Annotated in this window: 13 protein-coding genes; 8 read left to right on the top strand and 5 right to left on the bottom strand. The window is 62.5% G+C overall.

Annotation, left to right across the window (positions count from 1 at the left end):
• The first annotated feature begins 80 nt into the window (after window positions 1–80).
• Together HU770_RS01485 and HU770_RS01480 are read left to right on the top strand one after the other, a co-directional pair.
• Complete coding sequence (locus HU770_RS01485; protein WP_033701061.1) at window positions 81–293, top strand: cold-shock protein; 213 nt, start codon at window positions 81–83, stop codon at window positions 291–293.
• A gap of 96 nt (window positions 294–389) precedes the next feature.
• A complete protein-coding gene (locus HU770_RS01480) occupies window positions 390–878 on the top strand; it encodes an RDD family protein (protein WP_033701063.1) in 489 nt (162 codons plus the stop codon).
• A 43-nt stretch (window positions 879–921) separates the two neighbouring features.
• Here HU770_RS01480 and lptG read toward each other — a convergent pair whose 3' ends face one another.
• Complete coding sequence (gene lptG / locus HU770_RS01475; protein ID WP_033701064.1) at window positions 922–1,983, bottom strand: LPS export ABC transporter permease LptG; 1,062 nt, start codon at window positions 1,981–1,983, stop codon at window positions 922–924.
• Window positions 1,976–3,091 carry an LPS export ABC transporter permease LptF gene (gene lptF / locus HU770_RS01470; RefSeq protein ID WP_033701066.1) on the bottom strand — a complete coding sequence of 372 codons (1,116 nt, stop codon included), beginning with the start codon at window positions 3,089–3,091 and terminating at the stop codon, window positions 1,976–1,978. Before lptF ends, lptG begins: the two co-directional genes overlap by 8 nt.
• A 301-nt stretch (window positions 3,092–3,392) precedes the next feature.
• Here lptF and HU770_RS01465 point away from each other — a divergent pair, with 301 nt between their 5' ends.
• From HU770_RS01465 to rlmF, 5 genes are all read left to right on the top strand, one after another.
• Window positions 3,393–4,886 carry a leucyl aminopeptidase gene (locus tag HU770_RS01465; protein WP_186662929.1) on the top strand — a complete coding sequence of 498 codons (1,494 nt, stop codon included), beginning with the start codon at window positions 3,393–3,395 and terminating at the stop codon, window positions 4,884–4,886.
• A 50-nt stretch (window positions 4,887–4,936) separates the two neighbouring features.
• Complete coding sequence (locus tag HU770_RS01460) at window positions 4,937–5,365, top strand: DNA polymerase III subunit chi (RefSeq protein ID WP_047581428.1); 429 nt, start codon at window positions 4,937–4,939, stop codon at window positions 5,363–5,365.
• Between the two features lie 5 nt (window positions 5,366–5,370).
• The gene (locus HU770_RS01455; RefSeq protein WP_033701069.1) at window positions 5,371–5,736 is read left to right on the top strand and encodes a hypothetical protein; all 366 of its coding nucleotides are present in this window, start codon (window positions 5,371–5,373) and stop codon (window positions 5,734–5,736) included.
• Window positions 5,737–5,881: 145 nt separating this feature from the next.
• On the top strand, window positions 5,882–8,728 hold the full coding sequence (locus HU770_RS01450; RefSeq protein ID WP_033701070.1) for a valine--tRNA ligase: 2,847 nt from the start codon (window positions 5,882–5,884) through the stop codon (window positions 8,726–8,728).
• A 163-nt stretch (window positions 8,729–8,891) separates the two neighbouring features.
• Complete coding sequence (gene rlmF, locus HU770_RS01445) at window positions 8,892–9,842, top strand: 23S rRNA (adenine(1618)-N(6))-methyltransferase RlmF (RefSeq protein WP_186657089.1); 951 nt, start codon at window positions 8,892–8,894, stop codon at window positions 9,840–9,842.
• A gap of 52 nt (window positions 9,843–9,894) precedes the next feature.
• Here rlmF and HU770_RS01440 read toward each other — a convergent pair whose 3' ends face one another.
• Entirely contained in the window at window positions 9,895–10,176 is a 282-nt protein-coding gene (locus tag HU770_RS01440; RefSeq protein WP_003255106.1) for an HU family DNA-binding protein, read from the bottom strand.
• Window positions 10,177–10,570: 394 nt separating this feature from the next.
• On the opposite strand from HU770_RS01440, the gene yejK reads away from it, so the two are divergent.
• On the top strand, window positions 10,571–11,578 hold the full coding sequence (gene yejK / locus HU770_RS01435; protein ID WP_033701074.1) for a nucleoid-associated protein YejK: 1,008 nt from the start codon (window positions 10,571–10,573) through the stop codon (window positions 11,576–11,578).
• A gap of 18 nt (window positions 11,579–11,596) precedes the next feature.
• Here yejK and HU770_RS01430 read toward each other — a convergent pair whose 3' ends face one another.
• Together HU770_RS01430 and HU770_RS01425 are read right to left on the bottom strand one after the other, a co-directional pair.
• On the bottom strand, window positions 11,597–11,878 hold the full coding sequence (locus HU770_RS01430) for a GIY-YIG nuclease family protein (protein WP_095064052.1): 282 nt from the start codon (window positions 11,876–11,878) through the stop codon (window positions 11,597–11,599).
• 17 nt (window positions 11,879–11,895) lie between these two features.
• Entirely contained in the window at window positions 11,896–12,384 is a 489-nt protein-coding gene (locus HU770_RS01425) for a nuclear transport factor 2 family protein (protein WP_186662928.1), read from the bottom strand.
• Window positions 12,385–12,444: the final 60 nt, after the last annotated feature.

Here is a 12,444-nt window from a genome sequence, read left to right as displayed (position 1 = left end):
ACCCAGCCCAGTAAGCTTTCATGCCAATACGACATGAAAGTCACTGTTATCAAATTAATAGATTCATAGGAAATAAGAAAATGGCACAGCGTCAGAACGGTACCGTCAAGTGGTTCAATGACGAGAAAGGTTACGGTTTCATCACCCCAGAGAGCGGTCCGGATCTGTTCGTGCACTTCCGTGCCATTCAGGGCAACGGCTTCAAAAGCCTGAAAGAAGGCCAGAAGGTTACCTTCGTAGCCGTTCAGGGCCAAAAAGGCATGCAGGCTGACGAAGTCCAGCCAGAAGCCTGATAATCCATAAAAAAGAGCCCTTGCGTTGACGCGCAGGGGCTTTTTTTTGCCTGCAGTTCCCTAGAATGAGCCTTTGCCTTCTGGAGCTGCTGCGCAATGTCCAAGCCCCCCCTCATGCCTCAGGGTAACTTTCCACCTGCCGGGCTAGGCCGCCGCCTGGCGGCGATGTTCTATGACTTCCTGCTGTGCACTGCCCTGCTGATCGTGACGGCGGGCGCGTACAAGATGATCCAGATGGCAATCATCGGTGAGGCCCGCATGCGTGCGCTGACCGACGCCGGTGCGCTGGATGGCGACCCGCTGTTGTCGACGATCCTGCTGTTCGCGCTGTTCGGTTTCTTTGCCAAGTTCTGGACCCATGGCGGGCAGACACTGGGCATGCAGGTATGGGGCGTGCGCGTGCAGAACGCCGATGGCAGTGCCATCAGCCTGTGGCAGGCGCTGTTGCGCTTCGTGGTCTCGATCGCTTCGTGGCTGTGCCTGGGCCTGGGGTTTTTCTGGGCGTTGATCGACAAGCGCAAACGCGGCTGGCATGACATCTATTCCGAGACCCAGCTGGTGCGGGTACCCAAGCAGAAGAAATGAAAAAGCCGACCCTGAGGTCGGCTTTTGTGCATCGTTCAGGTCATCAACCCGCTCGGCGTAGTAACCACACCCCTGCCAGTGCACACACCGCGGCCGGTATCACCACTGCCAGCAGCGGCGGGAAGCCGAACACCTGGCTTGAAGGGCCAAGCAAGTCCTGGGCGATGCGGAACACGAAGCCCACCAGCACGCCGGTGAACACCCGCTGGCCCAAGGTTACAGAACGCAGTGGGCCGAAGATGAAGGAAATCGCCATCAACACCAGCGCTGCGGTTACCGCAGGCTGCAGCACCTTGGTCCAGAACGCCAGCCAGTAGCGGGCGTTGTTCAAGCCCTGGTCCGACAGGTAGTGGATGTAATCCCAAAGCCCGGTGATCGACAGCGACTCCGGGGCCAGGATCACGGTGTTGAGCAATTGCGGCGTGACCGAAACGTCCCAGCGCTCTTGCGGCGTCGTCACCACTTCGGTGTGGTCGCCACGGAAATACGTGGTGCGCACATCGCTTAGCAGCCAGTGGTCGTCGTTGTACTGCGCCCGACGGGCAAAGCTGGAAGTGACGATCTTGCGCTCGTCGTCGAAGCGGTAGCGGGTCACGCCCAGCAACAGGCCATTGGGTTGCACGGCGTTGATGTGCACGAACTCCTCGCCCTGGCGGTGCCACATACCCCGCTTGGAGCTCTGCGCTTCACCACCGCCCTGAGCCAGCGAACGGTCTGCCTGGGCCTTGTTTTCGGTAACCGGCGCCACGTACTCGCCAATCAGCACACCCACCAGCATCAGCACCAGCATCGGCTTCATCACCGCCCAGACGATGCGGCCGATGGAAACCCCCGCCGCACGCATGATGGTCAGTTCGCTGCTGCTGGCCAGGCTGCCCAGGCCGATCAGGCAACCGATCAGCGCCGCCATCGGCAGCATTTCATACAAGCGCCGGGGTGCGGTCAGCAGCACGAAGTTGCCCGCTTCCATGACCGTGTAGGTGTCGCTCAGGTCGCTCATCTCATCGATGAAGGCGAACAGCGAGGCCAGGCCGAGGATGATCCCCAGCACGGCCAGAATGGCCATCAGCACGCTTTGGCCGATGTAACGATCCAGCTTACCCATGGGCCACCTCCGCACGACGTGCGGCGCGCTTCAGGCGCAGCGGCTCCCAGTACATCAGCCCAAGGCCGATCAGCAGGAACAGCCCGTGCACCCACCACATGCCCAGGGCGATCGGCAGTTTGCCCTTCTCGAGGGCGCCGCGTACGGAAATCAGCATTGTCAGGTAGGCCATGTACAGAAGAATCGCCGGCAGCAATTTGAGGAAGCGGCCCTGGCGCGGGTTGACCCGCGACAGCGGCACCGCCAGCAGGGTCACGACGAAGACCAGAATCGGCAACGACAGCCGCCATTGCAGCTCGGCACGTTCGCGCAAGCCCTTCTGGCCGATCAGCTGCGAAGTGGGGATGGCCTCACGCTCGGTCACTTCTTCGCTGACTTCAGGCTTGGGCAGCAGTACACCGTAGGTGTCGTACTTGATCGCACGGTAATCGGCCTGGCCCGGGTTGCCGTCGTAGCGGTAGCCGTTTTCGAGAATCAGGTAGCGGTTGCCGTCGGCCTGGATTTCCTGGTGGCCTTTTTCGGCAACCAGCACGGACGGCGCCCGGTCCTTGGTCTTGTCCTGGTTGAAGCGCTTTTCGGAGATGAACACCCCGGCCAGGTTGACGCGATCGTCCGACAGCTCTTCGGTGTAGGTCACCCGCGAGCCATCGCGCAGGGTCTGGAAGCGCCCCGGCACCAGGGTATCGAACTCGGTCAGGGCATCCTGCTGGCTGATGATCTGCTGCACCTGGGCAACGCCCAGCGGCGCCAGGCTCAGGCTCAGCCAGGCGACCAGCAAGGCGACCAGGGCAGCCGGCGCCATGGTCATGCCAAGCAGGCGCTGCTGGCTCATGCCCGTGGCCGAAAGCACGGTCATTTCGCTTTCCAGGTACAAGCGGCCATACGCCAGGAGGATGCCGAGAAACAGCCCCAACGGCAGGATCAGCTGCAAGAAGCCCGGCAGGCGGAAGCCCATGATCAGGAACAGCACGCTCGGGTCGAGCACGCCCTGGGCGGCCTGGGCCAGGTACTTGATGAAGCGCCCGCTCATGATGATCACCAGCAGCACTGCGCTGACGGCGCTCAAGGTCACCAGGACCTCGCGGGAGAGATAACGAAAGACGATCAAACCAGACACTCCTGGGTTGTCAGGGCGGACTGCCAAACAATGGCGCCAAACAATGACTTAGTACAGCCAAGACCAATGCCGGTTCGCCATAGGCGAACCTCCATGTAAAGTGCGCGCATTATCCTGTGATTGACCGCCCCTGTCACTTGGCCGCGCATGAAGCCGCAAAACAGGGTTGTCAGCGGCCTTGCCGCAGGCTCAAACTGGCAGCTTTTCCACGGGTACGCGACCACGCGGCCTGGCCCGCCCAGAGCGCTGGAACACAAAGCGCCAACTGTATCGATCATTCGGGGACCCTGACATGGAACTGGTTGTAAAAAGCGTAGCTGCTGCATCGGTAAAAACCGCCACTCTGGTCGTACCGGTTGGTGAAGGCCGCAAGCTCGGCGCTGTTGCCAAGGCCGTCGACCAAGCCTGCGAAGGTGCCATCAGCGCCGTGCTCAAGCGTGGCGACCTGGCCGGCAAGCCGGGCCAGACCCTGCTGCTGCAGAGCCTGCCGGGCCTGAAGGCCGAGCGTGTGCTGCTGGTTGGCAGCGGCAAGGACGAAGCCCTGGGCGATCGCGCCTGGCGCAAGCTGGTCGGCAGTGTCGCCGGCGTGCTCAAAGGCCTGAACGGTGGTGACGCCGTACTTGCCCTGGACGATGTCGCCGTCAGCAACCGCGACGCCCACTACGGCAAATACCGCCTGCTGGCCGAGACCCTGCTCGACGGCGAGTACGTGTTCGACCGTTTCAAAAGCCAGAAGGCCGAGCCACGTGCCCTGAAAAAGGTCACCCTGCTAGCCGACAAGGCGGGCCTGGCCGAGGTCGAGCGCGCCGTCAAGCACGCCACTGCCATCGCCACCGGCATGGCCTTCACCCGCGACCTGGGCAACCTGCCGCCCAACCTGTGCCACCCAAGCTTCCTCGCCGAGCAGGCCAAGGAACTGGGCAAGGCGCACAAAGGCCTCAAGGTCGAAGTGCTCGACGAGAAGAAGATCAAGGACCTGGGCATGGGCGCGTTCTACGCCGTGGGCCAGGGCAGCGACCAGCCGCCACGCCTGATCGTGCTCAACTACCAGGGCGCCAAGAAGGCTGACAAGCCGTTCGTGCTGGTGGGCAAGGGCATCACCTTCGACACCGGCGGCATCAGCCTCAAGCCAGGCGCCGGCATGGACGAGATGAAGTACGACATGTGCGGCGCCGCCAGTGTGTTCGGCACCCTGCGTGCGGTACTCGAACTGCAACTGCCGATCAACCTGGTGTGCCTGCTGGCCTGCGCCGAAAACATGCCGAGCGGCGGTGCTACCCGCCCAGGTGACATCGTCACCACCATGAGCGGCCAGACCGTCGAAATCCTCAACACCGATGCCGAAGGCCGTCTGGTGCTGTGCGATACCCTGACCTACGCCGAACGCTTCAAGCCCCAGGCGGTGATCGACATCGCCACCCTGACCGGCGCCTGCATCGTTGCCCTGGGCAGCCACACCACGGGCCTGATGGGCAACAACGACGACCTGGTCGGCCAGTTGCTCGATGCCGGCAAGCGCGCCGACGACCGCGCCTGGCAGCTGCCGCTGTTCGACGAGTACCAGGAGCAACTGGACAGCCCGTTCGCCGACATGGGTAACATCGGTGGGCCGAAGGCCGGCACCATCACGGCGGGCTGCTTCCTGTCGCGCTTCGCCAAGGCCTACAACTGGGCGCACATGGACATCGCCGGCACCGCCTGGATCAGCGGTGGCAAGGACAAGGGCGCCACTGGCCGCCCGGTCCCGCTGCTGACCCAGTACCTGCTCGATCGCGCTGGCGCCTGATGCCGTGAGACCGGTGGCGCCATGCGCGCCACCGGCCGGCAGAACCCACCATGAGCAAAGTCGATTTCTACATCCTGCCCACCGATTCCTTGTCGGCGCGGCTCGATTTCGCCTGCAAGTTGTGCGACAAAGCCTGGCGCCTCGGCCACCGGGTCTACTTGCATTGCCAGGACGCCGAGCAGCGCAGCGAACTGGACCAACGTCTATGGCACTTCAAAGGCGAGGCTTTCGTGCCCCACGACCTGGCGGAGCTGCACGCTGATGCCACCGTGGCCTTAGGGCTTGGCGAGGATGCCGGGCAACACCGCGACCTGCTGATCAACCTGGGTGCTGGCGTACCCGCGTTCGTAGGGCAGTTCGAACGGGTTGCCGAAATCGTCGTCGAGGAACCGAGCATCCGCCAATCGGCCCGTGAGCGGTTCCGTTTCTACCGTGAACAGGGCTATGCTCTGCAAGACCACCGCTTACAGCGACTTTGACGACGATGGACAAGCCCTCCCCTTTGCCCGACTCCGCCCACCTGCTCGATGACCTCGAGTCGATCCGCCAACTGCTGGGCGACGCTGACCTGCAACCGCCGCTGCTGACCGAGACGGTAGAACAGATCCCGTTGTTGCTCGACGAGCCTGGCGGCAATGCCGCACCTGCCGTCGCGCCTGCCGTCGCTGAACCTGAGGAAGATTCGCAAACCCGCCGCCAGGACACCCTGTTGCACCTGGAAAGCGAGTTGCGCGCGGCAGCGCAGGCGATCATGCAAGACGTGATCAATGATTTCACCCCGCACATCGAGAACGAGATCAAGCGTCGACTGGATGCGCGCATCGAACGATTGATCAAGCGCTCCGAGTAAACCGGCCCCGCGCACGCCCCTCTTCGCGGTTTTACCGCGAAGTAACCACCGCCCGCCTGCAGATGACAGCCGCGTGTCGCCTGCGGCCCCCACCTTGGTTATACTTCCCGGCTTTCCCGAATAAATGCACAGGGTCCCGCCGCGCATGGATAAGACCTACCAGCCGCACGCCATCGAAACTTCCTGGTACAACACCTGGGAGTCCGAGAACTATTTCGCTCCACAAGGTGCAGGCGAGTCCTACACCATCATGATCCCACCGCCGAACGTGACCGGCAGCCTGCACATGGGCCATGGGTTCAACAACGCGATCATGGACGCCCTGATCCGCTTCCGCCGCATGCAGGGTCGCGACACCCTGTGGCAGCCGGGTACCGACCACGCCGGTATCGCCACGCAGATGCTGGTCGAGCGTCAGCTCGAAGCCAAAGGCCAGAGCCGTCATGACCTGGGCCGCGAACAGTTCCTGGAAAAAGTCTGGGAATGGAAGGATCAGTCCGGCGGCAACATCAGCCGTCAGATCCGCCGCCTGGGCTCGTCGGTCGATTGGAGCCGTGAGCGCTTCACCATGGACGATGGCCTGTCCGAAGCGGTCAAGGAAGCCTTCGTGCGCCTGCACGAAGACGGCCTGATCTACCGCGGCAAGCGCCTGGTCAACTGGGACACCAAGCTGCACACGGCAATCTCCGACCTCGAAGTGGAAAACCACGACGAGAAGGGCCACCTGTGGAACCTGCGCTACCCGCTGGCCGACGGCGCCAAGACCGCCGAGGGCAAGGACTACCTGGTGGTTGCCACCACGCGTCCGGAAACCCTGCTGGGTGATGCGGCTGTCGCGGTCAACCCGACCGACGAACGCTACCAGGCCCTGATCGGCAAGTTCGTCGAGCTGCCGCTGGTCGGCCGCCGCATCCCGATCATCGCCGACGATTATTGCGACCCTGAATTCGGCACCGGCTGTGTGAAAATCACCCCGGCTCACGACTTCAACGACTACGAAGTCGGCAAGCGCCACAACCTGCCGCTGCTGAACATCTTCGACAAGAACGCGATGGTCCTGGCCAGTGCCCAGGCCTTCAACCTCGACGGCAGCGTCAACGAGCAGGTCGACACCACCCTGCCCGCCCAGTACGCCACCCTCGACCGCTTTGTCGCGCGCAAGCAGATCGTCGCCGACCTGGACGCCCAGGGCCTGTTGGTCAGCATCGACGACCACGCCCTGAAAGTGCCGAAAGGCGACCGTTCGGGCACCGTCATCGAACCGTGGCTGACCGACCAGTGGTACGTCTCCACCAAGCCGCTGGCAGAGCCTGCCATCGCTGCCGTGGAAGATGGCCGCATCCAGTTCGTGCCCAAACAGTATGAAAACATGTACTTCTCCTGGATGCGCGACATCCAGGACTGGTGCATCAGCCGCCAGCTGTGGTGGGGCCACCGCATCCCTGCCTGGTACGACGAGGCCGGCCAGGTCTATGTCGGCCGCGACGAGGCTGAAGTACGTGCCAAGCACAACCTGGGCGCCGACGTTGCCCTGCGTCAGGACGATGACGTGCTGGACACCTGGTTCAGCTCGGGCCTGTGGACCTTCTCCACGCTGGGCTGGCCGGAACAGACTGAGTTCCTCAAGAAGTTCCACTCCACCGATGTGCTGGTGACCGGCTTCGACATCATCTTCTTCTGGGTTGCGCGCATGATCATGCTGACCATGCACCTGATCAAGAACGAGGACGGCACCCCGCAGGTTCCGTTCAAGACCGTGTACGTACACGGCCTGGTGCGGGACGGCCAGGGCCAGAAGATGTCCAAGTCCAAGGGCAACGTCCTTGACCCGCTGGACATCGTCGACGGCATCACCCTCGACGCCCTGCTGGAAAAACGCACCAGCGGCATGATGCAGCCCAAGCTTGCCGAGAAGATCGCCAAGCAGACCAAGGCCGAGTTCCCTGAAGGCATCGCCAGCTACGGTACCGACGCCCTGCGCTTCACCTTCTGCTCGCTGGCCTCCACCGGCCGTGACATCAAGTTCGACATGGGCCGCGTCGAAGGCTACCGCAACTTCTGCAACAAGATCTGGAACGCCGCCCGCTACGTGCTGGACAAGGGCGAGGACTGCGGACAGAACGGTGAAGCCTGCGAGCTTTCGCTGGCCGACCGCTGGATCATCTCGCAGTTGCAGCGTACCGAAGCCGAAGTGACCCGCCAGCTCGAGCAGTTCCGCTTCGACCTGGCCAGCCAGGCCCTGTACGAATTCATCTGGAACCAGTACTGCGACTGGTACCTGGAGCTGTCCAAGCCGGTACTGTGGGACGAGAACGCCCCCGTCGAGCGCGCCCGCGGCACCCGTCGCACCCTGGTGCGTGTGCTGGAAGTGGCACTGCGCCTGGCACACCCGTTCATGCCGTTCATCACCGAAGAAATCTGGCAGCGCATCGCGCCGCTGGCCGGCGTCCAGGGCAAGACCATCATGCTGCAGCCGTGGCCGGTGGCCAACGAAAGCCGCATCGATGCTGCCGCCGAAGGCGACATCGAGTGGCTCAAGGAACTGATGGTCGGCCTGCGCAACATCCGCGCCGAAATGAACATCGGCCCGGGCAAGCCGCTGCCACTGTTCCTGAAGAACGCCAATGCCGATGACCAGCGTCGCCTGCAGGAAAACGAAGCCCTGCTGAAGAAACTGGCCAAAGTCGAGTCGTTCACCGTGCTCGGCGATGCCGACGAAGCGCCACTGTCGGCCACCGCGCTGGTGGGCGATCTGCAGGTGCTGGTGCCCATGGCCGGCCTGATCGACAAGGACGCCGAACTGGCTCGCCTGAACAAGGAGATCCAGCGTCTGCAGGGTGAAGTCCAGCGCGTCGGCGGCAAGCTGTCCAACGCGGCGTTCGTCGACAAGGCACCGCCTGCGGTGATCGAAAAGGAACGCGCCAAGCTGGCCGAGTCCGAACAGGCCCTGGCCAACTTCACCGAGCAGCATGCGCGTATTGCTGCGCTGTAACAATCTGATAGACCGCTGGGGCCGCTTTGCGGCCCTTTCGCGACACAAGGCCGCTCCTACAGGGACGGCGCCGGTTTGAAGGGCGCCGCTATCCTGTAGGAGCGGCCTTGTGTCGCGAAAGGGCTGTAAAGCAGCCCCACGGCCTGCAACACCGGATCCGACCATGACCGAAAAACCCACCCTGCACCCGCGCAACCGCCACCAGGGTCGCTATGACTTCCCCAGCCTGATCAAGGCCCACCCCGACCTGGCCCGCTTCACCATCACCAACCCGCACGGCAAGCCCAGCATCGACTTTGCCAACCCCGAAGCGGTACGGGTGTTCAACCGCGCTCTGCTCAAGGCCCAATACGGCATCCAGCACTGGGACATCCCCGCCGACTACCTGTGCCCACCCATCCCCGGGCGCGCCGACTACATCCACGTGCTCGCCGACCTGCTGGGCGATGACAACGCCGGCGAGATCCCCAAAGGCGCCCAGATACGCGTACTGGATATCGGCGTGGGGGCCAACTGCATCTACCCGCTGATCGGCCACAGCGACTACCGCTGGCGCTTCCTGGGCTCGGACATCGACCCCGTGGCATTGGCTTCGGCCAAGGCCATCGTCCAGGCCAACGGCCTGAACAAAGCCATCAGCTTGCGCCAACAGGCCAACCGCACGCACATCCTCAGCGGCTTGCTGCAGGACGACGAGCGCTTCGACCTGACCCTGTGCAACCCGCCCTTCCATGCTTCACGCGAGGAGGCCACCCGCGGCAGCCAGCGCAAGTGGAAGAACCTGGGCAAGCAGGACCCCAAGCGCAAACTGCCCGTGCTCAATTTCGGCGGCCAGAACAACGAACTGTGGTGCGAGGGCGGCGAGATCCGCTTCGTGACCCAATTGGTCGGGGAAAGCGCGCAGTACGGCGCAAGCGTGCTGTGGTTCACCAGCCTGGTGTCCAAGGCCAGCAACCTGCCAGGCATCGAAGCGGCGCTGAAAAAGGCCGGCGCCAAGGCTGTGCGCATTGTCGATATGGGCCAAGGGCAAAAGCAGAGCCGCATGGTCGCCTGGAGCTTCCAGGACGACAACGCTCGCCAGGCCTGGCACGCGCGACGCAAAACGCAAGGATGAAAAAAAACCGCGTTCGGGCAAGCCGGACGCGGTTTGGTCAACGCTTCAACAATTACTTGTTGATGGCATCGGTCAGCACTTTGGCTGGGACGAACTTGACGACTTTCTTGGCAGCGATTTCGATGGCAGCGCCAGTCGAAGGGTTGCGGCCGGTACGGGCAGGACGCTCGGAGACTTTCAGCTTGCCGATGCCTGGCAGGGTGATTTCAGCGCCGTTTTCCAGTTGGTCAGCAACGATCTGGCCCAGTTGCTCCAGTGCGTTCTTGGCGGTGGCTTTTGGCGCGGCGATCGACTCGGCGATGTCGGCAATCAGTTGGTCTTTGGTCAATGCCATGGTGATGTTCCTTCCCTATCAAATTCAGTAGTTATGCAGCGAGCTACGACGTGATCGGGCCAGCCCCTGAATTCTGGAGGGCCGCGCCAATTCGGGTATGTAGATACGTAAATCGGCGTTTGGTTCGACACGACGCTAGCGTGCTGCCAGCAATGCGCCACACGAGGGGCGCAAGACCGCGCAAAGCTACCACAGGAATAGATAAATATCCGCTGCGCACATCGATTTAATGCAGGTTTTTCAGGGGTTTTGGCTTAAAACGCAAAAAACTGAACAAAAAACGAACAACCGGCATTTCTGCCAACATCCGGCCACTGCATCGCCTTGTCTCTGGGGTAAACTGGACGACTTTTGCAGCGCGGCCGTGCACCGCCCCAGACTCGCCGAGGACTTCATGCCAATTCGTCATTGCATCGTTCACCTGATCGACAAGAAGCCCGATGGCAGCCCCGCCGTGCTGCATGCACGCGACACCGAGCTTGGCGCCTCCGATGCCATCGAAAACCTGCTGGCCGACCTCAACGACAGTTACAACGCCAAGCAAGGCAAAGCGTGGGGCTTCTTCCACAGTGAGTCGGGCGCCTACCCACTCAGTGGCTGGCTGAAGCAGTACCTGGATGCGGAAAAAGACTTCGCCGCGTTCAGCCGTGTTGCCGTCGAACACCTGCAAAAGCTGATGGAAGAGTCCAACCTCTCCACCGGTGGGCACATTCTGTTTGCCCATTATCAGCAAGGCATGACCGACTACCTGGCCATCGCCCTGCTGCATCACAGCGAAGGCGTGGCAGTGAACGCCGAACTCGATGTGACGCCCTCGCGCCACCTGGACCTCGGCCAGTTGCACCTGGCAGCGCGCATCAACCTGTCCGAGTGGAAGAACAACCAGAATTCCAAGCAGTACATCTCGTTCATCAAGGGCAAGAACGGCAAGAAAGTCTCCGACTACTTCCGTGACTTCATCGGCTGCCAGGAAGGCGTCGACGGCCCCGGCGAAACCCGCACCCTGCTCAAGGCGTTCAGCGACTTTGTCGAGAGCGAGGACCTGCCCGAAGCGTCGGCCCGCGAGAAGACCCAGACCCTGGTCGACTACGCCACCAGCCAGACCAAGCTGGGCGAGCCGGTTGCCCTGGACGAGCTGTCCAGCCTGATCGATGAGGACCGCCCCAAGGCGTTCTACGATCACATTCGCAACAAGGACTACGGCCTGTCGCCGGAAATCCCTGCGGATAAACGCACCCTCAACCAGTTCCGCCGCTTCACCGGGCGTGCCGAAGGGCTGTCGATCAGCTTCGAGGCGCATTTGCTGGGGGACAAGGTGGAGTATGACGAAGTGGCGGGCACCTTGATCATCAAGGGGCTGCCGACGCAGTTGGTGGACCAGTTGAAGCGGCGTAAGGACTGATATCGCCGGGGGCGCACTCTAAACCTGATAAGACGCCACCAGCGCCTCCTTGGCCGACTTGCGCAGCCGCTTCACCAGGCGCTCCTGGCGCAACGCTTCGCCTTTGTCCGGCCACTGCTCGACATACACCAGCGCCTGCGCCGGGCTGGTCTTGAAGTAACGCGCGCCCTGCCCCTTTTGATGCGCCAGAAAGCGCCGCTGCGGGTCGTCACTGATCCCGCAGTACAGCGACCCATTGGCCGCACGCACCAGGTAGACATACCAGGGTTTGACGGCCTGATTCGGTACTTCTTCGCTCACGACAGCTGCTCTTTGCGTCACGGAGTGGGTACGTTGCCCTGCTGGTGCTGGTAAGCCCGCAGCCCCTTGAACGCCTGCTGGCGTACCTTGTTCTGCAACAGCGGCGTCCAGCCGAGCAGCACACCTGGCGCGCCCAGTGCCTGACGCGACCAGCGCCAGAGGTCGAAACTGTCGTCATGCTGACAGATCAACCCGTCACGGATGACAAACCGCGCCTGGATATCGTTGACCACGGTGCGGCCGGTCTGGCTGAACAGGTAGCTCGCGACCCAGTGCGCGCTACCACTGTGCGCATCCGCGCGAACGTTGTCGAACTTCAGGGTGAAGCCCTTGGCGCGCGTGGTCAGCATCCGCCACATGTCGCCGGCATCCTGACCGCGCAGGGTGCCGAAGACCGGGTCGCTGAACACGATGTCGTCGCTGTAGCAGGCCACCATAGCCTCGGCGTCCAGGCGCTGGAAGGCCTGGTAGAAGCGGGTGATCAGGTCGCGGTTGGCATCGCTCATGAGGGCAGGTCCATCCTGGGAATAGAAGGATGCAAGATAATCTGCCCGCTGCGCTTGCGC

The sequence above is a fragment of the Pseudomonas sp. SWRI68 genome (assembly GCF_014269165.1).
In the GTDB taxonomy this organism is placed as follows: Bacteria; Pseudomonadota; Gammaproteobacteria; order Pseudomonadales; family Pseudomonadaceae; genus Aquipseudomonas; species Aquipseudomonas capeferrum.
This window is presented reverse-complemented; position numbering and strand designations above follow the sequence as displayed.